Raw genomic sequence first — 24850 nt, forward strand, 5'->3', positions numbered from 1 at the left:
AAAATGTTACCATTAAAAGAATTTGTACAAAAGCGTTACAATAAAACTATTGCAGAATGTAGCAATGAAGAGCTTTACCTTGCTCTTCTCAACTACAGCAAGCTTGCTAGCAGCCAAAAACCAGTCAACACTGGTAAGAAAAAAGTTTACTACATCTCAGCTGAGTTCTTGATTGGTAAACTCTTGTCAAACAACTTGATCAACCTTGGTCTTTACGACGATGTGAAAAAAGAACTTGCTGATGCCGGTAAAGAGTTGATCGAAATCGAAGAAGTAGAATTGGAACCATCACTTGGTAACGGTGGTTTGGGACGTTTGGCAGCCTGCTTTATCGACTCAATCGCTACACTTGGTTTGAATGGTGACGGTGTTGGTTTGAACTACCACTTCGGTCTTTTCCAACAAGTTCTTAAAAACAACCAACAAGAAACAATTCCTAACGCTTGGTTGACAGAGCAAAACTGGTTGGTTCGCTCAAGCCGTAGCTACCAAGTGCCATTTGCACACTTCACCTTGACATCTACTCTTTACGATATCGATGTACCTGGTTACAAGACAGCTACTAAAAACCGCTTGCGTTTGTTTGACTTGGATTCAGTTGATTCTTCTATCATCGAAGACGGTATCAACTTTGATAAGACAGACATCGCTCGCAACTTGACTCTCTTCCTTTACCCAGACGATAGCGACAAGCAAGGTGAATTGCTCCGTATCTTCCAACAATACTTCATGGTGTCAAACGGTGCGCAATTGATCATCGACGAAGCAATCGAAAAAGGAAGCAACTTGCATGACCTTGCAGACTACGCTGTTGTACAAATCAACGATACTCACCCATCAATGGTGATCCCTGAATTGATCCGTCTTTTGACTGCGCGTGGTATCGAACTTGATGAAGCAATCTCAATCGTACGCAGCATGACTGCCTACACTAACCACACAATCCTTGCTGAAGCTCTTGAAAAATGGCCTCTTGAATTCTTGCAAGAAGTGGTTCCTCACTTGGTACCAATCATCGAAGAATTGGACCGTCGTGTGAAGGCAGAATACAAAGATCCAGCTGTTCAAATCATCGATGAGAGTGGACGTGTCCACATGGCTCACATGGATATCCACTACGGATACAGCGTTAACGGGGTTGCAGCTCTTCACACTGAAATCTTGAAGAACTCAGAGTTGAAAGCTTTCTACGACATCTACCCAGAAAAATTCAACAACAAAACAAACGGTATCACATTCCGTCGTTGGCTCATGCATGCTAATCCAAGCTTGTCTCACTACTTGGATGAGATTCTTGGACATGGTTGGCACCATGAAGCAGATGAGCTTGAAAAACTCTTGTCATACGAAGACAAGGCTGCTGTCAAAGAAAAATTGGAAAGCATCAAGGCTCACAACAAACGTAAATTGGCTCGTCACTTGAAAGAACACCAAGGTGTAGAAATCAATACAAACTCTATCTTTGATATCCAAATCAAACGTCTTCACGAGTACAAACGCCAACAAATGAACGCTTTGTATGTCATCCACAAATACCTTGATATCAAGGCTGGTAACATCCCTGCTCGTCCAATCACAGTCTTCTTTGGTGGTAAAGCAGCTCCTGCCTACACAATTGCCCAAGACATCATTCACTTGATCCTTTGCTTGTCAGAAGTGATTGCAAATGATCCAGAAGTAGCTCCACACTTGCAAGTGGTTATGGTTGAAAACTACAACGTTACTGCAGCAAGCTTCCTCATCCCAGCATGTGATATCTCAGAACAAATCTCACTTGCTTCTAAAGAAGCTTCAGGTACTGGTAACATGAAATTCATGTTGAACGGAGCTTTGACTCTTGGTACTATGGACGGTGCTAACGTGGAAATCGCTGAGTTGGTTGGCGACGAAAACATCTATATCTTTGGTGAAGATTCAGAAACTGTTATCGACCTTTACGCAAAAGCAGCTTACAAATCAAGCGAATTCTATGCTCGTGAAGCTATCAAACCTTTGGTTGACTTCATTGTGAGCGATGCTGTTCTTGCAGTAGGTAAGAAAGAACGCTTGGAACGTCTTTACAACGAATTGATCAACAAAGACTGGTTCATGACTCTCCTTGACTTGGAAGACTACATTAAAGTCAAAGAGCAAATGCTTGCTGACTACGAAGACCGCGACGCATGGTTGGATAAAGTCATCGTTAACATTGCCAAAGCAGGATTCTTCTCATCTGACCGTACAATCGCTCAGTACAACGAAGATATCTGGCACTTGAACTAAGATACAAAATTTATACTAATCACTTTGTAAAAAAAGCGAATTTCAATTGAAATTCGCTTTTTTGAATGATGTGGATTTTAGCCAATCAGGTCTAAAAAGAGATAAATCATAGATACGTTGAAGTTTTAGAAATACTGCTTTTTACTGTATTTCAGTCTCATGATTCTTCGTAGTTGATGGCCTCGTATTTCTTGTATCCGCTTATAATTTGTATTATAATAGCATTGTGGTGAAGAAAGAAGGTGTTTTTATGTGGAAAAAATATTTTTCAAAATATAAATGGACTGATTTATTTTGGATACTATTTGTGGTTTTGTCATCACTCTCGATGGGGAATCGTACTCTTTTTCCACTTACCCATCAAGAAATCTCTTATCATGGGTGCTATTTGGGGATTACACTTGCCTCATTTCACTTATTATTCATTGATAAATTTGTCATTTCGAATCGAAAATAAATGGAGAGGTTAAAATTTTTTCCACTTTTCGGATAGACAGTTGAAAAATCGCGATTTAAACCCACACCTCAAGAAGAGGTGCGGGTTTTTGTCTTATCTGAAAGATTTGTTTACCGTACTTTCCCAACTAGAATCTCTGCTTCAATGGTAATCTCTGTCAGTTGGCTCCAGTCAATCTTGGTATGGTCAACGTGAAAGAGTAAGGGCGTCATGGCAAGCAGGGCTTGGCGTTGCTCAGCCGAGATAGGTTTTGTTAAGGAAGCAATCTGACTAGATTGGATGCTGAAATGTTCCTGGAAATGTTCTTTGATATCTTGGTTGGAATAATCCTTCTTTGTCAGCTGGTCCTGCACCATTTGACGGATTTCTTTGAGGTGATTTTCAGTTGGGATGACCTTGATCAAAATACCGTCTTTGGATAAAACGCGACGGAATTCCCCATAGTTGGCAGGCGAGAAGATATCAAGCAGGATATCCATGCTGGCGTCTTTTATAGGAAGACGAGCCAGGTCGCCGACAAACCAGTTGACCGCCCAGTTTGGTTCGCTCTTGGCAGCGATTTGAACGGAATCTTTTGAAATATCAAAGGCGTAAAAGGTTTTGTCAGAGTGACTTTCTTGGAGTTTACGAGAGTAGAAACCTTCGCCACAACCGATATCCAAGACTGTTTTTGCGGATGGATTAGTTGTTAGTAAGTCCGAGATACCTTCTAAAATAGCCTGATAAAAACCAGCTTCAAGAATTTGCTGGCGGTTTTGGAAGTTTTCCTTGTCGTAGTTGGCAGATTGCTTGATTTGCGGAGCCAAGTTGACATAGCCGAATTTTGCCAGATCAAAAGAATGGCGGTTGCTACACTTGAGGCTAGACTCTACCAAGGCCAGATTTTCTTGGCAGATAGGGCAGGAAAAGGCAGTCGCAGAAGCAAAACGCTGAAGTTTGGGTTTGAGGTTTGTATTCATAGTTTAAGTGTATCAAAAGAGGCAAATGAAAGCAACTTTAGAAATAAGTAGATGGGAGATTCAGTAGAAATAAAACTAATTCTCCAATTTATAGAATAAAATTGCTTTTATATCTAAATTTCTATATAATAATGATAAGGAGGAAATAAGTATGTTAAAAGAAGTATTAACCGTTGCAAAAGTTGCGAAAAAATCATCACTCTTTTTGGGTGGTGTCGCATTTGGTACCCTTGGTTTGAAAATCTTGGCAAGTAAGGAAGCTAAAAAAGGTTATTCTAAAGCTTTGGCTAAGGCTTACAAGTTGAAAGACGGGCTAGATGCATCTGTTTCTGTTGTGAAACAACATGGAGACGATGTCTTGCAAGATGCCAAATATTTGTACGAGCAAGAGAAAAAAGAAGAGCAATTAGATAGCCTTATAGGAGAATAATATGTCTTTTAAAGTGCTACATAGAGGATACCAACATATCCGACTATCATCTTCTTTTTCACTCACCTTGGATATTCAAGACTATCTTCGTTCCTTGGCGAGAGATGAAAAGGGGATTGAGTCTATCCAGTTTTACATGGATCAACAGCACTTTACTCTACGCATAAAAGAAGGCTTTTCTGTATTAGATAATGCAGAAGCCTTTTTAAAAAGAATTGATAAAGGGAAAGTTTCTGAGTTGATGACTCTTCCCATTCGTAGAGAAGAGAGTGCTTATTCTATTGTTTCAGGTGCAGCGATTAAGCGTGTACTTTTTCGTAGTTTTGTGCCGTATCCTATTCGCTATATATGGACTTGTTATCAGGCTTTGGGTTATATTAGAGAAGCCTATCAAACACTAGCGCGTAAGGAACTAACGATGGAAGTCTTGGACTGTTCGGCGATTTTATTGTCCTTGTTTATGAACCAATCCAAGACAGCTAGCAATATCATGTTTATGCTTGATTTGGGGAATCATTTAGATCAGTGGTCTTTGAAAAAAACTGCAACAGATTTAGAACAAAGCCTTCTTGCAAAAGAGAGCGACGTATTCTTAGTACAGGGCGATACGGTTGTTAGTATCAAGAGTTCCGATGTTCAAATAGGAGATGTCTTGGTCCTATCTCAAGGAAATGAAATTCTGTTTGATGGACAAGTAGTTTCAGGTTTAGGTATGGTCAACGAAAGTTCCTTGACGGGAGAGAGTTTTCCAGTTGAAAAAAGAGAGTCTGATTTGGTTTGTGCAAATACAGTATTAGAAACTGGAGAGTTACGCATTCGTGTAACCGATAATCAGATGAACAGCCGGATTTTACAACTGATTGAGTTAATGAAGAAATCTGAAGAAAACAAGAAAACGAAACAACGCTATTTCATCAAGATGGCGGATAAGGTCGTCAAATATAATTTCTTGGGGGCTGGGCTAACTTACCTATTAACAGGTTCTTTTTCTAAGGCTATTTCTTTCCTATTAGTCGATTTCTCCTGCGCTTTGAAAATCTCTACTCCTGTAGCTTATTTGACAGCTATCAAGGAGGGGTTGAACCGTGAAATGGTGATTAAGGATGGGGATGTTCTGGAGAAATATCTGGAAGTTGATACTTTCTTGTTTGATAAGACGGGAACAATCACAACTAGTTATCCTATAGTTGAAAAGGTGTTACCTTTTGGGGACTATAGTGAGGAAGATATTCTCAGAATCAGTGCCTGTCTTGAGGAACACATTTATCATCCTATTGCTAATGCCATCGTCAAGCAAGCTGAGATAGAGGGAATTGAACATGAGGAAATGCATGGGAAACTCCAATATATTGCAAGCAAGGGGATCAAATCTCATATAGATGGCCAACCAGTTCTTATTGGGAATTATGTCTTGATGCAGGATGAGCAGATTCATATCAGTTCAGAACAAAATGCTTTAATTGAAGAGTACAAGAGTCACTACAATCTCTTATTCTTGGCTTATCAGAATGAATTGATTGGAATGTTCTGCATTCATACTCCTTTGAGAAAAGAAGCAAAAGCAGCCTTGGAGAAACTTAAGGCACAAGGGAAAAAATTGATTCTGGCAACAGGGGACACCTTGGTTAGGACAGAGGAATTAGTCAAAGATTTGCCCTTTGATCAGGTCTATACAGACTTGAAACCTGATGGGAAATTTGAGTTAGTAGAGGAACTGCAGAAAGCAGGTCACACGATTTTGATGGTTGGAGATGGATTGAATGACTCAGCGGCTCTAACCCTATCAGATATCGGTGTGGTGATGAATGAGAGTGCAGATATTTCTAAGCAGATGAGCGATATCTTATTGTTAGATAATCGTTTGGATTTCTTCCAAGAGTTGGATTGGCTATCATCATCTTTGCAAACACTCATCAAGAAGAATATTCAAGATACCGTTGTCGTAAATAGTAGTTTGATTGGCTTTGGCTTGTTTAATTGGCTCAGTCCTTCAAACCTCTCTATCCTACATAATCTAACAACCTTACGCATAGTCCTGCGTAGCCTGTCTATTAAGGGATAGGTGGGGACTATTCACAGCAAAAAGGAGTTACCTTTCTCGAGGGTAACTCCTTTGTTTATAGGTAAATGTTTAACAATTTAGTAAGTCAACACAAAGTATTTCTTCTTCCCGCGGCGGATAACAGTGAGTTCGTTTTCTAACTTATCTGCGTCACTCAAGACATAGTCAAGGTCTTGGATACGGTCGCCGTTGACGTAGATAGCTCCGTTTTGGACGTCTTCACGGGCTTGGCGTTTTGAATTCACCACACCAGATGACACGAGGAGTTCCACGATATTGTGGTTTTCGTCTGCTTTTACTTGGTAGTTTGGCACTCCACGAAGTCCTTGTTTGAGTTCTTTGACAGAAAGGTTTTTGATGTTTCCAGCAAAGAGTTGCTCGGTGATGTTAAGGGCTTCTTTGTAAGCTTCTTCTCCGTGAACAAGAGTCACGACTTCACGAGCGAGGACCTTTTGTGCCAAGCGTTCGTGTGGAGCCGCTTCAAACTCTTTGCGGATGTCTTCAATCTCATCGAGTGACAAGAAGGTAAAGATTTTCAAGAAGCGAACAGCGTCAGCATCCATCACGTTCATCCAGAATTGGTACATTTCGTATGGAGAAGTCTTTTCAGGGTTAAGCCAAACTGCGTTTCCTTCTGACTTACCAAATTTCTTACCAGTTGCGTCTGTGATGAGTGGAACAGTGATCACGTGACCAGTCTTGTCAGCCTTACGACGAAGCAATTCGGTACCAGCTGTCATATTTCCCCACTGGTCAGAACCACCGATTTGCAGAGTAACATTGTAGTCTTGGTTAAGGACATAGAAGTCGTACCCTTGCATGATTTGGTAGGCAAACTCAGTGTAAGAAATCCCTGTCTCGATCCGTTTCTTCACAGATTCCTTACTCATCATGTAGTTGACAGTGAAGTATTTTCCGACGTCACGGAGGAAGTCAATGAAGCTGATACTGCCAAACCAGTCGTAGTTGTTGACCATGACAGCCTTATTTTCACCATTTTCAAAGTCAAGAAAACGAGAAAGTTGCCCTTGGATAGACTTGACCCAGCCCTCTACTGTGTCTTTTGTTTGGAGACTACGCTCAGCATCTTTGAAGGACGGATCTCCGATGAGACCTGTAGCACCGCCAACGAGCGCATATGGTTTATGACCTGCTAACTGCAAGCGACGACTGGTCAAGATTGCGACAAGGTGGCCGAGGTGAAGGCTATCAGCAGTTGGATCGTAGCCAGTATAATAAGAAACTTGACCTTCTTCTAGGGCTTTACGCAAAGCTTCTTCATCAGTCGTTTGAAAAATCAAACCACGCTCTTTTAGCTCATCAAAAATGTGCATGTGTCTTTTCTCCTTTATAAAATATTGTTTCTACCTATTGTATCACAAACTCGGACAATAGCCTAGTGGAATAGGGAAGAAAGTGGCTATTTTATTGAAAGTTTCCCTTTTATGGTATAATAGAGAAAGCGAGGACATTCATGAAAGAAAGAATTAATGAATTAAAAACAAAAATGCTGCATTTTTTCCAGCAGCTAATGCAACGAATTGCAAAATGGAAGAAAAGACTAGCAGAAAAACTGGCTAATAAGAAAACCGGTAAAAAGGGGACCTCTTCTGACAAAGTTGGAAGGGCAGGATCTAATTTTGCTAAGGTTTTGAGTGGGTTTAAAATAGTCTTTAACACTCTCTTTATCTTAGGTTTTATCGGTGGACTGTTTGGCGCTGGTGTAGCTATGGGTTATGGAGTCGCTCTATTTGACAAGGCTCAGGTGCCTCAAGCAGAAGAGTTGGTCAAGCAAGTGAAGGATATTGCCTCTATCTCAGAAATCACTTATTCTGACGGCAGTACCATTGCCTCGATCGAGGGTGATTTGTTGCGCACTTCAGTCGCTTCAGATGCTATCTCAGATAACCTTAAGAAAGCCATTGTTGCGACAGAGGACGAGCATTTCAATGAGCACAAGGGAGTTGTGCCTAAGGCCGTTATTCGTGCGACCTTGGGAACCTTTGTCGGTCTAGGCTCGTCTAGTGGTGGTTCGACCTTGACCCAGCAGGTCATCAAGCAACAAGTAGTGGGGGATGCTCCAACTCTAGCTCGTAAGGCTAAAGAGATTATTGATGCTCTTGCTTTAGAAAGGGCCATGGGTAAGGATGAGATTTTGACAACCTACCTTAACATAGCTCCTTTTGGTCGCAATCATAAAGGCCAAAATATTGCAGGTGCCCAGCAGGCTGCAGAAGGAATCTTTGGTGTCAATGCTTCGGATTTAACGGTCCCTCAAGCTGCCTTTATCGCAGGATTGCCACAGAGTCCAATCAGTTATTCTCCTTATGAATCTGATGGTAGCATGAAGAGTGATGAGGACATGGCTTTGGGAATTAAGCGTGCCAAGGATGTCCTCTACAATATGTACCGAACAGGGGCTCTAAGTCAGGAAGACTACGATAAGTACAAAGATTATGACTTTAAGAAAGACTTCCTACCATCAGGTAGTGTTAGTGGTACTTCGCGTGACTATCTCTACTATGCAACCTTGGCAGAAGCAACTGATCGTATGTATGACTACCTCGTCCAACGAGATAATGTTTCTGCGCAAGAATTAAAGAATGAGTCCATTCAGAAATCCTATCGTGATTTAGCCACTAAGGAAATTGAAAATGGTGGATATAAGATTACGACAACTATCAATAAAAATGTTCATGCTGCGATGCAAAATGCGGTTGCGACCTACGGCTATCTGCTAGATGATTCGACAGGCCAGCCTGAGGTGGGGAATGTCCTCATGGACAACCAAACGGGAGCTATCCTTGGATTTGTTGGTGGCCGTAATTATCAAGAAAATCAGAACAATCACGCTATTGATACCAAGCGTTCTCCTGCTTCGACTACTAAGCCGATATTGGCTTACAGTATTGCCATTGATCAAGGTCTGATGGGAAGTGCAAGTATCTTGTCAAACTATCCGACAAACTTTTCAAATGGGAATCCCATCATGTATGTCAATAGTCCTGGTACAGGCATGATGACATTGGGAGAAGCCCTTAACTACTCATGGAATATCCCAGCCTACTGGACGTATCGTACGCTTCGAGAGAAGGGCGTTGATGTCAAGGGCTATATGGAAAAAATGGGTTATGAAATCCCAGAATATGGGATTGAAAGTTTGCCGATGGGTGGGGGGATTGATGTTACAGTTGCCCAACATACCAACGGGTATCAGACTCTAGCCAACAACGGAGTTTACCATAAGAAACATATGATCGCGAAGATCGAGTCAACGGATGGTCGAGTGGTATACGAGCACAAGGACGAGCCTGTCCAAGTTTATTCAAAAGCGACAGCAACCATCATGCAAAGTCTCCTTCGGGATGTTATCTCATCTCGAATTACCTCAAGTTTCCAAACGGATTTGACGACTATCAATCCATCCCTAGCTCGTGCTGACTGGATTGGAAAAACTGGTACGACCAATGAAGATGAAAATATGTGGCTTATGCTTTCTACGCCTCGCTTGACCTTGGGTGGCTGGCTAGGTCACGATGACAACCGACCACTAGCCAAAGGGGCGGGCCACTACCGCAATGCCAACTATATGGCCCACTTGGTTAATGCTATTCAACAAGCAAAACCTGGCATTTGGGGGAATGAGCGCTTTAATCTTGACTCAAGTGTGACCAAGTCACAAGTTCTCAAGTCGACAGGGGAGAAGCCGGGCAAGGTTTCAATTAATGGCAAAGAAGTTAACGTTTCCGGTTCTACCGTAACAAGTTACTGGGCTACGAAAGAAGGGGCGCCAGTAACCGCCTACCGCTTCGCTATTGGAGGAAGCGATGCAGATTATCAGAATGCTTGGAAGAATATTCTAGGAAGCATTCCTGCAGTAACTCCTCCAAGCTCAAGTAGCGGTTCGGGAACAACAAGTTCGAGTGGAAATACTCAGAGTGGCTCTTCAGGACGTTCACGTCTATTTAATCGTTAAGATAGAGTAGCAGCAAGGTTAGTAATTTCTCCTTGTTGCTACTTTTTTCTTTGTTGGTTTCGTGTTACAATAATAATATGAATCATTATCAGAAAAAGATTGTTAAGGGAACAGTATACTCGCTCCTCTCAGGCCTAATCTGGGGGATTTGTGGGATTTTAGGAGAGTATTTTTTCACTCATTATCCAGTGTCTTCTGGCTGGATTACTTCTATGCGTTTGCTAGTGGCGGGGAGTTTGGTTTTAGGTTTATCTGCTTTTCAGTTGCGTAGCCGCTTGTTGGACATCTGGCGTGATAAGAAAAATTATCTACCTTTTTTAGCCTATGCTATTCTAGGTATTTTTTCTGTGCAGTTTTTCTTTTATCTCTGCGTTGAGTATTCCAATGCAACGACGGCGACCATTTTGCAATTTATCAGCCCAGTTTTTATCCTGTTTTACAATCGAATCATTTACCAGAAGAAGGCTTCGATTACAGCTGTGTTCTATGTTTTGATTGCCATGCTAGGTGTTTTTTTGATGGCTACAAAAGGGGATTTGTCCCAGTTATCCATGACACCTTTGGCTCTAGTGACAGGTTTGCTCAGTGCAGTAGGGGTCATGTTTAATGTTATCCTTCCCCAACGCTTTGCACGGCGCTACGGATTTGTTCCGACTGTTGGTTGGGGGATGATTCTGGCAGGTCTCTTTAGTAATTTCCTCTACCCTATTTATCGGATAAGTTTTCAAGTGGATCTGGTAAGTGTGCTGATTTGTCTGACGATTGCCGTGTTTGGTACTGCTTTTGCCTTCTTCCTATCTATGAAGGCTGTGTCACTCGTTTCCCCGCTGGTTGTATCGGTTGTGAGTGCTAGCGAACCGCTTTCTTCAGCTTTATTAAGTGTTCTTTTTCTGGGATTGGTCATGGATGGTTTTTTGGCCTTGGCTATGGTGTTGATTATCGTTCCGATGATTTTTTTATCTGTAGAAGAAGCAAAACAAGCCAGGTAAAGATGATTATTTGATAGTTGAGGCTTCAAATTTGAAGCCTTTTTTGGTAGAATAGGTATCATTATAACGAACCAGGAGGCACCTATGACTGCTACAAAAATGAACGCTCAAGAAATTATCCAATTTATCGCCAATGCGGAAAAGAAAACCAGTGTCAAAGTAACTTTTGAGGGAGAACTTGCAACTGCTGTGCCAAGCTCTGTTGTCAAACTAGGAAATGTTTTATTCGGAGACTGGAAGGACGTGGCTCCGCTTCTTGAAGGTTTGGTAGAAAATCAAGATTACGTTGTCGAGCAAGATGCTCGTAATTCTGCAGTTCCTTTGTTAGATAAACGTGCTATCAATGCTCGTATCGAGCCAGGTGCTATTATCCGTGACCAGGTTGAAATTGGTGACAATGCTGTTATCATGATGGGAGCTGTTATCAATATCGGTGCTGAAATCGGTGCTGGAACCATGATTGACATGGGTGCCATCCTTGGAGGTCGTGCTATCGTTGGGAAAAACAGTCACGTTGGTGCAGGTGCAGTTTTGGCAGGTGTGATTGAGCCAGCTAGCGCTGAACCAGTCCGTGTCGGAGACAATGTTCTTATCGGTGCCAATGCAGTGGTTATCGAAGGAGTTCAAATCGGCAGTGGTTCAGTTGTCGCAGCAGGAGCTATTGTTACCCAGGATGTCCCAGAAAACGTGGTAGTGGCAGGTGTTCCGGCTCGTATCATCAAAGAAATTGATGCCCAAACCCAACAAAAAACAGCGCTTGAGGATGTGCTTCGTACCTTGTAAAAATAAAAAGAGGCGGATACTTCTTCCAGCCTCTTTCTTCTATCAAAAGGAGGATCGATAGATGTTAGATTTGATTCAGACTAGACGAGATTTACACCAGATTCCAGAGATTGGCTTGGAGGAATTCAAGACTCAGGCTTATTTGCTGGATGTGATTGAGAAATTGACTACGGGCAAGGATTTTGTTCAAATTCGTACTTGGCGAACAGGGATTTTGGTCTACCTGCAGGGAAGTCAGCCGGAGCGAACCATTGGTTGGCGAACAGACATTGATGGTCTGCCTATTGTCGAACAAACAGGTCTACCTTTTGCTTCTCAACACCAAGGTCGCATGCATGCCTGTGGCCATGATTTTCATATGACCATTGCCTTGGGCTGTCTCGAGCGTGCTCTTGAGGAACAACCCAAGAATAATCTGCTTTTTCTGTTTCAACCTGCTGAAGAAAATGAAGCTGGTGGTATGCTCATGTATGAGGATGGTGCTTTTGGAGATTGGTTGCCAGACCAGTTTTATGGTCTCCATGTTCGTCCGGATCTGAAGGTTGGACAGATTGCGACCAACACCCATACGCTCTTTGCAGGGACTTGTGAGGTGAAGATTCGTTTCAAAGGAAAAGGTGGGCACGCAGCCTTCCCGCATGAAGCCAATGACGCCTTGGTGGCGGCTAGTTACTTTGTAACCCAGGTGCAGTCAGTTGTCAGCCGCAATGTCAATCCAATCGAGGGAGCGGTGGTGACCTTTGGCCTTTTCCAAGCTGGAACAACCAACAATGTCATTACAGACACAGCCTTTTTACACGGAACCATTCGCGCCTTGACTCAGGAAATGAGCCTCTTGGTACAAAAAAGAGTCAAGACAGTCGCAGAAGGGGTTGCAGCAGCCTTTGATATGGAAGTCGAAGTAGAACTCAAGCAAGGAGGCTACCTACCTGTTGAGAACAATCCAGCCTTGGCGCGTGAACTGATGGACTTTTTTGAAGAGAAAGACGGAATCAAGTTGATTGATATCGAGCCTGCTATGACTGGTGAGGACTTTGGTTATCTCCTTTCGAAGGTAGATGGCGTTATGTTCTGGCTAGGTATCGATAGTCCCTACGCTCTTCATCACCCTCAGATGAGTCCTAAGGAAGAAGCCATAGCCATTGGGGTAGATGCAGTCTCTAGTTTCTTAAAAAAGAAGGCAGCAGAGTAGAGGAATTGTCTATGAAAGCAGAACTACGCAAGAAAATTTTGCAAGAAATGAAGGCTTTATCTCAGGAGCAAAAACGGGCTATGGATCGAGCTTTAACCGAGCGTTTCTTACATCATCCCTTTTACCAAGAAGCTAAGAACATCGCAACCTATCTCTCTTTCCCTCATGAATTTCAAACGCAAGAACTGATTGAGCAGGCGCTGAAGGACGGCAAGAAGGTTTTGATACCCAAAACCTATCCCAAGGGGCGCATGGAGTTTGTGGTCTATCATCCGCAGCAGTTGGTAAAAACTTCCTTTGGTTTACTGGAACCGCAAGGAGACTTGGAAGTGGTGGAACTGTCTCAGATTGATTTGATTCATGTTCCAGGGCTAGCTTTTACGACAGAAGGCTATCGAATCGGATATGGTGGAGGATACTACGACCGCTATCTAGAACATTTTACTGGTCATACTTTGAGTACGGTTTATCCTTGTCAAATTCAGGAGTTTAACTTGGAAGACCATGATATTGCCGTCCAGGAGGTGCTAATAGATGAAAGAAATCTTTGATAAACGTTATCCTGTGACTAGTTTTTTTCTCCTAGTGACAGCATTGGTATTTCTCTTGATGTTGGTTCTTACAGGTTTAAATTTTGAACGAGCAGATACCTTACTTCAGTTTGGAGCCATGTATGGACCGATCATTCGTTTGTTTCCCGAGCAGATATGGCGCCTTTTTTCGGCTATATTTGTACATATCGGTTGGGAACATTTCATTGTCAATATGATTTCACTCTACTTTCTTGGACGACAGGTGGAGGAGATTTTCGGTTCTAAGCAATTCTTCTTTCTCTATCTCTTATCAGGAATGATGGGCAATCTCTTTGTTTTTGCTTTCACGCCGAAAGTTGTAGCAGCAGGAGCGTCCACTTCTCTTTACGGACTATTTGCTGCGATTATCGTCTTGCGTTACGCAACTCGCAACCCCTATATCCAGCAGTTGGGGCAATCCTATCTGACACTTTTCGTGATAAATATCATTGGAAGTGTTCTGATTCCAGGAATCAGCCTAGCAGGGCATATTGGTGGCGCAGTAGGTGGTGCCTTTCTAGCAGTCATTTTTCCAGTCAAATGGGAGAGAAAGATGTATAGTACCAGCCAGCGAATCGGAGCAACTGTACTTTTTATCGCACTAGCCGTTTTCCTTTGCTATAAGGGAATGAGCTATGTGTAGGGGGGAATAGTTAAAAAGCTACTCATTTTTTGAGTAGCTTTTTATGTAGATTTGAACCATTCGAAACAACACAGCTCTAAAACACATTTTCGAATATTTCACTAATTGAAACAGTTTTGGAACCATTCGAAACAACACAGCTCTAAAACACACTAGATAGTTTTTGAAAAGCCTTACAAGTTTTGGAACCATTCGAAACAACACAGCTCTAAAACTTCATTTGATGGAGAATACCGACAAAGGCGGTTTTGGAACCATTCGAAACAACACAGCTCTAAAACAGTTTATTCGAGGAATCGGACGTGTGGACAGTTTTGGAACCATTCGAAACAACACAGCTCTAAAACTTGGAGACTTTTCTTTGTCTAGCTTTCAATGTTTTGGAACCATTCGAAACAACACAGCTCTAAAACTGGTTATACAGCTGAAGAAATAGCTTTTCAGTTTTGGAACCATTCGAAACAACACAGCTCTAAAACATGTGTAAGTTCTGCAAAAGTTTCGTTATTGTTTTGGAACCATTCGAAACAACACAGCTCTAAAACTTGAACCGTCGCGATTGAAGTAGTACCATGGTTTTGGAACCATTCGAAACAACACAGCTCTAAAACAAACTAGCTATGAGCACAGATGAATATGCAGTTTTGGAACCATTCGAAACAACACAGCTCTAAAACTTTGAGGTTGTCACATAGTCGCTAGTACGTGTTTTGGAACCATTCGAAACAACACAGCTCTAAAACAACAGCGTTTTGCTTGGAAGTCGAACAAGTGTTTTGGAACCATTCGAAACAACACAGCTCTAAAACCTATTGGTGAATCTGGTACACCTACTAGGGGTTTTGGAACCATTCGAAACAACACAGCTCTAAAACTTCCATGAGCTTCAAGAACTGCTTGACTGGAGTTTTGGAACCATTCGAAACAACACAGCTCTAAAACTTCCACTTGCGGAGTTTGGGATGTCATCGGGTTTTGGAACCATTCGAAACAACACAGCTCTAAAACAAGGTGTTTTCTGTGTTAGTTCTTCCATGTGTTTTGGAACCATTCGAAACAACACAGCTCTAAAACGACTTAGTTTGCGGCCTGAATCTTTTGCGGGTTTTGGAACCATTCGAAACAACACAGCTCTAAAACAAGTGACACCACCAGCAACTATGCCAGCGGGTTTTGGAACCATTCGAAACAACACAGCTCTAAAACGTAGCCCTCTCGCCATTTTGCATGGCTAAAGTTTTGGAACCATTCGAAACAACACAGCTCTAAAACCCAAGGATGCAACTGAATCAATGAAGCTTGGTTTTGGAACCATTCGAAACAACACAGCTCTAAAACGCTACGATGATTGCCTGTTCCAGAATGAGAGTTTTGGAACCATTCGAAACAACACAGCTCTAAAACGACTGCTGATTTGTTTGTCCTGTTCTGTCAGTTTTGGAACCATTCGAAACAACACAGCTCTAAAACAGTTCACGTTCGTTGGTTGATGTCCCATTCGTTTTGGAACCATTCGAAACAACACAGCTCTAAAACGGAGGAAAATAAATGGCTTATCAATTAGAAGTTTTGGAACCATTCGAAACAACACAGCTCTAAAACCAGGCTCTTCCTTAGGTTCTTCTTTCTTGCGTTTTGGAACCATTCGAAACAACACAGCTCTAAAACGTAATGAAGCAGTGTTACCACTCAATGACAGTTTTGGAACCATTCGAAACAACACAGCTCTAAAACGCATCCAGTCGATTGCTGCGTTAATATCAAGTTTTGGAACCATTCGAAACAACACAGCTCTAAAACTGTTAGGCTTTATGTGCTGATGTTTTCCATGTTTTGGAACCATTCGAAACAACACAGCTCTAAAACATGTCCAGGACTATCTCCCAGCCATGCTCCGTTTTGGAACCATTCGAAACAACACAGCTCTAAAACTCAACTGGAGGAGCTTCAAAACGCAAAAGGGTTTTGGAACCATTCGAAACAACACAGCTCTAAAACCTGTCACTTCGACTATGCGTGGACTATTCAGTTTTGGAACCATTCGAAACAACACAGCTCTAAAACCTCTTTTCTCCTGACGTGCGCTAGCTCTGCGTTTTGGAACCATTCGAAACAACACAGCTCTAAAACTAAATTATGAACACACTAGAAAATGTCAAAGTTTTGGAACCATTCGAAACAACACAGCTCTAAAACAGACTGTAGCTCTGCTAGAGAGTCGCAACAGTTTTGGAACCATTCGAAACAACACAGCTCTAAAACTTTGATGTGGTCAACTTCTAGATTATTTCTGTTTTGGAACCATTCGAAACAACACAGCTCTAAAACCAACCGAAAGCTACATACTACGATTTGGTGGTTTTGGAACCATTCGAAACAACACAGCTCTAAAACCTGAACATTGGAGCCATCTTTAGGATGTCCGTTTTGGAACCATTCGAAACAACACAGCTCTAAAACGCAGGAGCCATTTCCCATCCAAAGTTAGGAGTTTTGGAACCATTCGAAACAACACAGCTCTAAAACGAAATGTAGACGAAAAAGTAGCCAAAGTCAGTTTTGGAACCATTCGAAACAACACAGCTCTAAAACAGTCTTTCGAGTTGCCTACAATTTCAGTGAGTTTTGGAACCATTCGAAACAACACAGCTCTAAAACGCGTTCTGGTCGATGGTCTCTTGAACACATGTTTTGGAACCATTCGAAACAACACAGCTCTAAAACAGCAGTTACTCGATTGCGAAAAGGAGAGCGGTTTTGGAACCATTCGAAACAACACAGCTCTAAAACTATATTTTCGGTCTTTCGTCGTCGTGACGGGTTTTGGAACCATTCGAAACAACACAGCTCTAAAACCTCGTAGAAAAATTTTTCTCACGAAATTTCGTAATCGCGCCATTCGTCCCAGCCAGACTTCAGCTCGTCAGGTTCCAATTGTTACCCTTATTATACCATATTTTCAGGGTTCAAGAAATAGTCTTGATCCAGCACATATTGAGGAAAATCATAGACTTTTCGAGGTTCGATAAATAAAACCTTTAGTTGATTGAGTTGGATATACTCTATCAGATTTACTAACTCATCCTTTGATAGATAGGCGGTCGCATTGATGAAGACAAGGAGTTTCTTTTTGGAAAGATATTTAAAAAATTGGACAATTTCTAGCATCTTTTCGAAAGGTGTATCACTCAGAGTTTCAACTTTGACTCCTAGGGCATCGATCAACTCTAGAATGGTGATTTCATCGTACTCTAGGTCTAGTTCATTTTCTAAGCACTCAAATGCTAACAATTCTGTAATCGTAGCTACCAGTTTTTCAATCATGGATTTGACTTCTGGCTTGTCATTAAGCTGATTTTCAAGATCTGCATGTATGAGCTTGAGCATGGCAGGTGAGTTGAGATTATATCCTAAGACATCCGTTATCACTAGTAACTCAGCCTCTCTCAGAGCTTTTAGATTTCTATCAAACAACTTTAACTCTCCATCATCAGTGTACTGGTAGAACTGCTTGACGATAGTCGAAAAGGTAAACTGGTCTTCCAACACTAAAAAGGTTGCATTTTCAATAGCCAATGGTTCATCTAATAATGGGAAATTAATCTTCATCTCTAGGCTCCTCTCCTAGAAAGACTAAACGTGCATCGGAGTTTGCTACACTGGTATTTCGCTCGCCATTTAAGTAGATCATGCGAGAAAATTGCTTTTCTGTAACGGTTAAGAGAGTAATGTTTCCTTTTTTAGGGTTGTGAGTTTTGAGTCGCTCAATCATGGCGTTATTAGCAGAGTTGTTGAGCAAAAGTTTGCTATAGATGGAGAATTGGTGCATGATAAATCCCTCATCTATGAGGAACTTCCGAAATTTCCGATAGGCCTTGCGTTCCTCTGTGGTATCAACGGGCATATCAAACATTAAAATCATACGCATATATCGATAACTCATATCCTAAACTCAGGAACTCCTTTCTCTGGTTGATTGAGAGCTTGGATGACTTTCTTAGTATAGTCACTGACGATATTGGACAGGTACATATCTCTGCCATTGTAGTGGAAGGTGTCTGAGAAAATGGTAAAAAGTTCTCGCTTGATTTTGACAAAAGAACTGCTTCGATTTTCATAGACGATTCTGTCAATAATCGGACGAAAAGGTTCCATAATATCGCTAGCTAGGTTGAATTGATTGAACTGGTTGGCATGTTTCAAGCCAAACTGAGTCATGCAGCCAGACAAGACAATCTCACGCGCAAACATACTCAAAATTAAGGTGTAACCATAGTCCAAGGCAGCATTGACATCATTATCTTGTTCACGGCTAAAATCGTTTCCAAACAAGGTGTTAAAATAAATCCGAGCAGCATGACCCTCACGATTGCTAGGATCAAATAAATCCAACCCATGATAGAGATCGATGACTGACTGGCTCTTTTCCAGAAAACCACAACTCCCTAGATAAAAAGCCTGATTGAGAATTTTTTGTGCAATGATGGTTGTCCAGATTTCCGCCTTTACATCTTCATTCCAAGCAATTTGCCGAGAGAGTTGCAAACTGGAATCGTGCCGACCGTAGTAGGGCATTAAGTATGCCGTTGGCAAGCGTTTGTCATCACAAAAGATGACTAGAATATTTTCATCCACCAAACGTTTAATCAGCATAGTGGAGAGAACGATATCCGTCGTCTCTAAAAGTAGGATGTCCACCTCGGACAGGTGAATCAACTCTGTCCGAGAGGCATCTTTAAAAATCAAGTGATTGTTCTTGTAGGAGAGCTTAGAGTGTGTATTGACAACAACGGTTCTCCATCCCATTAGTCTTCTCCTAGTTTGCTTAAGTCAATCCGAGTCTCGTAGAGACCAGTGATGGATTGGTGGATGAGGGTGGTATCTAAAAATTGTGAATTTGGCTTATATCTTACACTTGATTGACTAATTTCAGCACCAAGGAATTTAAAGGCTCCAGGAGCTCCAAATGAGGTGAGTTTCAAGAGCGAGATAAAGGATTCGCTTAACTGATAAATATCGTTATCGGCTTGCTCAAATGCTTGGTGTAATAATGACTCAACATTTGGTTTTTGGATGTATTTTTTAGATAAAGAAATGATTATTGTTAGTAATTCTTTAAATTCATTTTGATGTGCTTCTACATACTGTTTATGAATTGGTTCACTAAATTTATTAATTCGCTGTGCGTGATAAAGCAAAGCGGTGAAATGGTAAGGTAAAATCAATTCGTTACCTTTTTGCAACTCAATAGAGCTTGCTAATAATCTTCGTTGTCCACCATTGAACTCAAAGAGACTATACTTAGGTAGTTTTATAATAAGATTAGGATTGATATTTTTATATCCACATTCTTCAAGGTAGGCGATTGGATTTGCTTCAAATTTCTTTTTATCTTGAATGGTTATTCCAACCATCTCTTTGATTCTCTTTAATTTTTTGGTCTTTCCTTTTTCAATATCTGCTATAACAAGAACGGAATAAGCGATTGTAGGTCTTGCATAACCGCCATACTTTTCAGGTGATAGACCGGATTTGATTGGGATTAGTTTACTTGCGTCAACTACTTTTTTCTTGGACACAATATTATTATCAAACAGACCTCCATTTTGTCCAACGGTTTGTTCTTCTGTCTTCTTCACAATATTCACCTGCGGAAGTGAAAGAACTTTTTTGATTGTAGCGAAATCTTTTTCCTTATTCCAAGCGATTTCTCCAGTGTCTTTAGAGTATTCGATATTTTCTCTTTTTACGATGGTTCCGTCTGCGTAATGCACCTCTTCTTTAAAGAAGTTCAACAAGTTTGAGTAGAAGAAATACTTTTCAGTTGCTTTTTCGACTTCTTTAGGATCTTTGGATCTTGAGATGTATCTCTTAAGATCGTACTTTTGATAGTCACCATAAACGAATTCAGGCTCTAGTTTAGGATATTTCTTAAGGATGGCCTTAGCAACCACTGCATTTAAATAGGCATCATGCGCGTGGTGGTAGTCATTGATTTCCCGCACCTTGTATAACCCAAATTCTTTACGGAAGTTGGAAACCATGTTGGATTTCAAAGTGATGATTTTGACATTACGGTTCTTCTTATTCTTCTCAGTCACTTCTTTATTGAACCGAGCATCCAAGATCTGAGCAACATGTTTTGTGATTTGGCGTGTTTCAACTAGTTGGCGTTTGATAAAGCCAACTTTATCAAGCTCATTTAGCCCGCCTCGCTCTCGCTCTGCTTTGGTTAGATTATTATATTTACGTTCTGAAATCAATTTAGAATCCAATAATTGTTGCCAAAAAGCTTTCATCTTTTCAACTACTTCAAGACTAGGAACATTATCGGATTTCCCACGATTATCCTTTGAACTCGTCAAGACACGGTTATCAAGAGAATCATCCTTGATAAAGGCCTGTGGGATGATGTGGTCAATGTCATAGCTGCTCAGTTGGTTGATATTAAGAGCTTCTCCAGTATACATATCCTTCCCATTTTGGAGATAGTAAAGGAAGAGACGGTCATTTTGAAGTTGAATATTATCTGTTGGATTCTCTTTTAATATGTTTGAATCAAGTCCAGAAGCTAAATTTTTTAATGAATCTTCAATGCGCTTATATCTCTGTTGGGAATTCTTTTTCCCTCTGGCAGTAGTCTGATTTTCTCGTGCCATTTCAATCACAATAGACTCGGGAGCATGGCCCATAACCTTGACAAGTTCATCAACAATCTTAATACTTTGTAAAATTCCCTTTTTGATGGCAGGACTTCCAGGAAGATTTTGAACAACTTGTCGTAAATTATCTGTGTCACCCACAACTTGTGCTTTTTGGATAATTTCAGTGAAAGAAAGTTCATCATCTTTTATTAACTGCATAAAGTTACGATTGCTCTTGCCATCATCCATCAAGTAGTCAAGAATAGTTTTCCCCGTTTGTTTATCCCTGATACCGTCAATCAATTTGGCAGAGAGTTTACCCCAACCAGTGTAATGTTTACGAGACAGTGCCTTAATCACTTTCTCATCAAATATAGAATTATATTGAGCAAGTCGTTGCTTAATCATTTCTCGATCTTCAAAAATTGTGAGAGTATGGATAACATTTTCAAGAATATCTCCATTTTTAGGATCATCCATAAACTCCTTATCCTTGATAATTTTGAGTAAATCATGATAAGTAGATAGACTGGCGTTAAATTGTTTTTCAATTCCTTTTAGTTCGATTCCATCGTAACCATCAACAGTGTGTAGATAATGAATGATATCTTTTTCAGTTACTTTTCTTTTCTCTTTGAATAATTGATTGACAATTTGCTTCTTCTGACCACTATCAAGGAATTGATAGTCTCTCAATCCTTCTGCAATAAATTTTACTTTTGTTAATTCATTATAGACAGCAAATGTTTCATACAAGAGACTGTGTTTAGGCAAAACTTTTTCTTCTGGCAGATACAAGTCATAGTTAGTCATCTTATTGATGAAGTCTTCCGCAGAGCTTGCTTTATCAACAATTTCTTCAAAGTTCCAAGGTCGGATTGCTTGGTCAGAATTTCGAGTAAGCCAAGCAAAATCACGATTGCCACGAGCCAATGGTCCAACGTAATAAGGAATACGGAAGGTTAAGATTTTCTCTATCTTTTCTTTATTTTCCTTCAGAAATGGATAATGTTCTCCTTGCCGACGGAGAATGGCATTCATTTCTTGAAGATGAATTTGATGAGGAATAGAACCATTATCAAAAGTGCGTTGTTTTCTCAAGAAATCTTCACGTTCAATTTTCTCAAGGAAATAATCTGTTCCTTCGAATTTAGAGAGAAGATTTTTGATATATTTGTAAAATGCTTCTTGTGTGGTCTTACCATCGATATATCCAGCATACCCATCTTTAGATTGGTCAGAAAAAACTTCATCATATTTTTCTGGAAGATTGTTTTTGATGAATTGTTTTAAAGTTGTCAAGTCTTTTTGGTGATTTTCATAGCGCTCAATCATAGATGCTGATAATGGAGCCTTGGTTGAAGGATCTGTGACAGTCAAAATGCCTGATAGAAGAATAGCATCATAGAGTTTTTTGGCAACTAAGAAAAGATCAGCAAAGTCATCTCCAATTTGTCCGAGCAAATTTTCCAAATCCTCATCATAGGTATCTTTAGAAAATTGTAGCGGAGCTTTTTCTCCTAAGTCAAAATGTTTTTTAAAATCAGCTTGATTTCCTACAATCAACTTGAGAAATTCTGAAAACAAACCAGTGGACTTTTCGTCAGGAAAGAGTTTTAGGACGCGCTCTCTCTTTGCAGATTTACTAATTTTATCGGTAAAAATTGTTTCTACTTGTGCGTTTTGCCCACTAAGTGAACTTCCTTCAAAGGTGTTGTCGTAAATGCTTATAAACTCGTTAAAGATTTTTTGAATATCATTATTTTTTATATCGAAAGCTTCTTCATATAAAAAATGCCCACGGTATTTAATCATATGAGCTAATACTAGATAGATCAAGCGCAAGTCAGCTTTTTCTTTCGAATCAGCCAGTTGCTTTCTCAAATGATAGATAGTTGGAAATTGCTTATGGTATTCTTTTTCTTCTACCAAGGTAGCAAAAATAGGGTATTTACTCCCTCTTTTATCCTCAGGAACTAAGAAGGAGTCGTCTAATCGATGGAAGAAACTACTGTCCACCTTGCTCATTTCCCCAGAAAAGATTTCTTGAAGGTAGCGAAGACGATTTTTCCGACGAGTATAGCGACGACGTGCAGTTCGTTTTAGACGTCTATCTTCAGCAGTAGTCCCTTCATCAAATAATAAAGCTCCAATCAGATTTTTCTTGATAAAATGTTTATCAGTATTGCCCAGAACGGTCATCTTTTTCGATGGCACCTTATAGTCATCTGTAATGACGGCCCATCCGACGCTGTTTGTTCCGATGTCAAGTCCGATAGAGTAAGGTTTGTTGCTCATTTAGGTTTCTCCTTTGGGTTAAGTTATAATTTACAAATTAAGAAATGAGAGTTTTGATTAAGTCAATGCATCCCTTCATAAACTTTACCAACTCAGTTAGAATAGCTAAATTATCTTTAGTGAATTTAAACTTTTTCAAAACAATCTCCTTAAAATATAACTTTATTTAATTGCATCATTCTAACTAAAAATTTCAATAGAATAATGATGAAGTATCGGTAAAAATGTGCTAAAATTGATTATAAGTTATATTTTAGTTTTAGAACTGTATTGTTTCAAATGAGGACAAACTATCTTTTTGTCGTATTTATAAAATGATTTACATTTCACTTGATAATTTTTGACAAGTATAGTACAATAAAGTTGTTGGAATTATTCGAAACAACACAGCAAAGTTAAAATAAGGCTTTGTCCGTACACAACTTGAAAAAGTGCGCACCGATTCGGTGCTTTTTATTTTATTATACTAACTCATTGTACTCCTATTTTTAGAAAAAAACAAATAATATCGTAGCGCTTTCATAAAATTCGAGATCAATTCGATGGAGCTTGTAAGTGGGTTAACTGAGAAATATGATTTCCTTTTGTTGGTTTATATGTTCGGGATGATAGCAATACAAAATAAAAAGAACTGGGATAATTAACAATCCTAGTTCTTTTTTATATGAACTGTTCTTCTATTCCCCCTCAGCTAACTCTTTCCCAAGTTGGATGAGGTAGTCTTTCAAGTCGTTTTTGACTTGTGGGTGTTTGAGAGCGTAGTCGATGGATGTTTTCATAAAGCCAAACTTGTCTCCGACATCGTAACGAGCCCCCTTGAACTCACGAGCAAATACACGTTGTGTTTTATTGAGGGTATCGATCGCATCTGTCAGCTGAATTTCATTTCCTGCACCTGGAGCTTGGTTTTCGAGGATTTGGAAAATTTCAGGAGTGAGGAGGTAGCGTCCGATGATAGCAAGGTCGCTAGGAGCATCCTCTGGCGCAGGTTTTTCAACGAAGGTTTCAACGCTGTAAAGGCCGTCTTTTCCTTCGCCTTGCGGAGCAATAACCCCATAGGCAGATACTTCGTCGTGAGGGACTGGCATAACAGCGATAGTAGACGCATGAGTACGCTCGTAGTCATCCATGAGTTGTTTGGTAAGTGGAACAGCCTTTTCGTCCGTGATATCCATCAAGTCATCACCAAGCATAACGACAAAAGGTTCATTTCCAACGAAAGCTTTGGCTTGCAAGACAGCATCTCCGAGACCACGTGGATGTGTTTGACGGATAAAATGCAGGCGCATGCCGGTTGTCTCATCAACCAGCTTCAAAAGATCTGTTTTCCCTTTTTCTTTAAGGTTATATTCCAATTCAAAGTTTGAGTCGAAGTGGTCCTCGATAGAACGTTTTGACTTACCCGTAACAACCAAGATATCTTCGATGCCAGACTTGAGGGCTTCTTCAACGATAAACTGGATAGTTGGCTTGTCTACGATTGGCAACATTTCCTTGGCCAAGGCCTTAGTTGCTGGGAGGAAACGGGTTCCCAATCCAGCGGCTGGGATGACTGCTTTTCTGACTTTTTGTTTCATGATATT

The 24850-nt window shown here is 40.5% G+C and carries 17 protein-coding genes and 1 CRISPR repeat array; of the genes, 10 read left to right on the forward strand and 7 right to left on the reverse strand.

Annotation, left to right across the window (positions count from 1 at the left end):
- The first annotated feature begins 3 nt into the window (after positions 1–3).
- On the forward strand, positions 4–2262 hold the full coding sequence (glgP, locus tag M1G01_RS09185; protein WP_247931662.1) for a glycogen/starch/alpha-glucan family phosphorylase: 2259 nt from the start codon (positions 4–6) through the stop codon (positions 2260–2262).
- 250 nt (positions 2263–2512) lie between these two features.
- Positions 2513–2719, forward strand: coding sequence for a hypothetical protein (locus M1G01_RS09190; protein WP_009013759.1), 207 nt, complete (start codon positions 2513–2515; stop codon positions 2717–2719).
- A 110-nt stretch (positions 2720–2829) separates the two neighbouring features.
- On the opposite strand, the gene M1G01_RS09195 is transcribed toward M1G01_RS09190, so the two are convergent.
- Positions 2830–3678, reverse strand: coding sequence for a putative RNA methyltransferase (locus M1G01_RS09195; protein WP_001095535.1), 849 nt, complete (start codon positions 3676–3678; stop codon positions 2830–2832).
- A 151-nt stretch (positions 3679–3829) separates the two neighbouring features.
- Here M1G01_RS09195 and M1G01_RS09200 point away from each other — a divergent pair, with 151 nt between their 5' ends.
- On the forward strand, positions 3830–4108 hold the full coding sequence (locus tag M1G01_RS09200) for a DUF6110 family protein (protein ID WP_000910910.1): 279 nt from the start codon (positions 3830–3832) through the stop codon (positions 4106–4108).
- Between the two features lies 1 nt (position 4109).
- A complete protein-coding gene (locus M1G01_RS09205; RefSeq protein ID WP_000008775.1) occupies positions 4110–6170 on the forward strand; it encodes a heavy metal translocating P-type ATPase in 2061 nt (686 codons plus the stop codon).
- A gap of 77 nt (positions 6171–6247) precedes the next feature.
- Here M1G01_RS09205 and tyrS read toward each other — a convergent pair whose 3' ends face one another.
- Entirely contained in the window at positions 6248–7504 is a 1257-nt protein-coding gene (tyrS, locus tag M1G01_RS09210) for a tyrosine--tRNA ligase (protein ID WP_044020095.1), read from the reverse strand.
- A gap of 140 nt (positions 7505–7644) precedes the next feature.
- Here tyrS and pbp1b point away from each other — a divergent pair, with 140 nt between their 5' ends.
- From pbp1b to M1G01_RS09240, 6 genes are all read left to right on the forward strand, one after another.
- Positions 7645–10146: a penicillin-binding protein PBP1B gene (pbp1b, locus tag M1G01_RS09215; protein ID WP_247931663.1), complete on the forward strand. Its 2502-nt coding sequence runs from the start codon at positions 7645–7647 to the stop codon at positions 10144–10146.
- 77 nt (positions 10147–10223) lie between these two features.
- Complete coding sequence (locus tag M1G01_RS09220) at positions 10224–11135, forward strand: DMT family transporter (RefSeq protein WP_061587501.1); 912 nt, start codon at positions 10224–10226, stop codon at positions 11133–11135.
- Positions 11136–11219: 84 nt separating this feature from the next.
- Entirely contained in the window at positions 11220–11918 is a 699-nt protein-coding gene (dapD, locus tag M1G01_RS09225) for a 2,3,4,5-tetrahydropyridine-2,6-dicarboxylate N-acetyltransferase (protein ID WP_247931664.1), read from the forward strand.
- Between the two features lie 61 nt (positions 11919–11979).
- Entirely contained in the window at positions 11980–13110 is a 1131-nt protein-coding gene (locus M1G01_RS09230) for an N-acetyldiaminopimelate deacetylase (RefSeq protein WP_247931665.1), read from the forward strand.
- 11 nt (positions 13111–13121) lie between these two features.
- Positions 13122–13661 carry a 5-formyltetrahydrofolate cyclo-ligase gene (locus tag M1G01_RS09235; protein ID WP_247931666.1) on the forward strand — a complete coding sequence of 180 codons (540 nt, stop codon included), beginning with the start codon at positions 13122–13124 and terminating at the stop codon, positions 13659–13661.
- Positions 13645–14325 (forward strand): rhomboid family intramembrane serine protease, encoded by a 681-nt coding sequence (locus M1G01_RS09240; protein ID WP_247931667.1) that lies wholly within the window; start codon positions 13645–13647, stop codon positions 14323–14325. The genes M1G01_RS09235 and M1G01_RS09240 overlap by 17 nt, the downstream gene beginning before the upstream one ends.
- A 47-nt stretch (positions 14326–14372) precedes the next feature.
- A CRISPR array of direct repeats spans positions 14373–17181; the repeat unit is 36 nt; unit sequence GTTTTGGAACCATTCGAAACAACACAGCTCTAAAAC.
- 90 nt (positions 17182–17271) lie between these two features.
- Here M1G01_RS09240 and csn2 read toward each other — a convergent pair.
- The 5 genes from csn2 to galU form a co-directional block, all read right to left on the reverse strand.
- Positions 17272–17934: a type II-A CRISPR-associated protein Csn2 gene (gene csn2, locus M1G01_RS09245; RefSeq protein WP_049549708.1), complete on the reverse strand. Its 663-nt coding sequence runs from the start codon at positions 17932–17934 to the stop codon at positions 17272–17274.
- Complete coding sequence (gene cas2 / locus M1G01_RS09250) at positions 17924–18268, reverse strand: CRISPR-associated endonuclease Cas2 (RefSeq protein WP_049549709.1); 345 nt, start codon at positions 18266–18268, stop codon at positions 17924–17926. The genes csn2 and cas2 overlap by 11 nt, the downstream gene beginning before the upstream one ends.
- Positions 18265–19131, reverse strand: coding sequence for a type II CRISPR-associated endonuclease Cas1 (gene cas1, locus M1G01_RS09255; protein ID WP_049549710.1), 867 nt, complete (start codon positions 19129–19131; stop codon positions 18265–18267). Before cas1 ends, cas2 begins: the two co-directional genes overlap by 4 nt.
- Complete coding sequence (cas9, locus tag M1G01_RS09260; protein ID WP_247931668.1) at positions 19131–23267, reverse strand: type II CRISPR RNA-guided endonuclease Cas9; 4137 nt, start codon at positions 23265–23267, stop codon at positions 19131–19133. The genes cas1 and cas9 overlap by 1 nt, the downstream gene beginning before the upstream one ends.
- Before the next feature lie 677 nt (positions 23268–23944).
- Entirely contained in the window at positions 23945–24844 is a 900-nt protein-coding gene (gene galU, locus M1G01_RS09265) for a UTP--glucose-1-phosphate uridylyltransferase GalU (protein ID WP_049549712.1), read from the reverse strand.
- Positions 24845–24850 lie beyond the last annotated feature (6 nt).

This window comes from Streptococcus oralis, from assembly GCF_023110055.1.
Classification (GTDB): Bacteria; Bacillota; Bacilli; order Lactobacillales; family Streptococcaceae; genus Streptococcus; species Streptococcus oralis_BY.

Excerpts from the sequence above, each read along its gene's own strand:
- glgP (WP_247931662.1), top strand. The coding sequence starts at position 4 with ATGTTACCATTAAAAGAATTTGTACAAAAGCGTTACAATAAAACTATT.
- M1G01_RS09190 (WP_009013759.1), top strand. The coding sequence starts at position 2,513 with ATGTGGAAAAAATATTTTTCAAAATATAAATGGACTGATTTATTTTGG.
- M1G01_RS09195 (WP_001095535.1), bottom strand. The coding sequence starts at position 3,678 with ATGAATACAAACCTCAAACCCAAACTTCAGCGTTTTGCTTCTGCGACT.
- M1G01_RS09200 (WP_000910910.1), top strand. The coding sequence starts at position 3,830 with ATGTTAAAAGAAGTATTAACCGTTGCAAAAGTTGCGAAAAAATCATCA.
- M1G01_RS09205 (WP_000008775.1), top strand. The coding sequence starts at position 4,110 with ATGTCTTTTAAAGTGCTACATAGAGGATACCAACATATCCGACTATCA.
- tyrS (WP_044020095.1), bottom strand. The coding sequence starts at position 7,504 with ATGCACATTTTTGATGAGCTAAAAGAGCGTGGTTTGATTTTTCAAACG.
- pbp1b (WP_247931663.1), top strand. The coding sequence starts at position 7,645 with ATGAAAGAAAGAATTAATGAATTAAAAACAAAAATGCTGCATTTTTTC.
- M1G01_RS09220 (WP_061587501.1), top strand. The coding sequence starts at position 10,224 with ATGAATCATTATCAGAAAAAGATTGTTAAGGGAACAGTATACTCGCTC.
- dapD (WP_247931664.1), top strand. The coding sequence starts at position 11,220 with ATGACTGCTACAAAAATGAACGCTCAAGAAATTATCCAATTTATCGCC.
- M1G01_RS09230 (WP_247931665.1), top strand. The coding sequence starts at position 11,980 with ATGTTAGATTTGATTCAGACTAGACGAGATTTACACCAGATTCCAGAG.
- M1G01_RS09235 (WP_247931666.1), top strand. The coding sequence starts at position 13,122 with ATGAAAGCAGAACTACGCAAGAAAATTTTGCAAGAAATGAAGGCTTTA.
- M1G01_RS09240 (WP_247931667.1), top strand. The coding sequence starts at position 13,645 with ATGAAAGAAATCTTTGATAAACGTTATCCTGTGACTAGTTTTTTTCTC.
- csn2 (WP_049549708.1), bottom strand. The coding sequence starts at position 17,934 with ATGAAGATTAATTTCCCATTATTAGATGAACCATTGGCTATTGAAAAT.
- cas2 (WP_049549709.1), bottom strand. The coding sequence starts at position 18,268 with ATGAGTTATCGATATATGCGTATGATTTTAATGTTTGATATGCCCGTT.
- cas1 (WP_049549710.1), bottom strand. The coding sequence starts at position 19,131 with ATGGGATGGAGAACCGTTGTTGTCAATACACACTCTAAGCTCTCCTAC.
- cas9 (WP_247931668.1), bottom strand. The coding sequence starts at position 23,267 with ATGAGCAACAAACCTTACTCTATCGGACTTGACATCGGAACAAACAGC.
- galU (WP_049549712.1), bottom strand. The coding sequence starts at position 24,844 with ATGAAACAAAAAGTCAGAAAAGCAGTCATCCCAGCCGCTGGATTGGGA.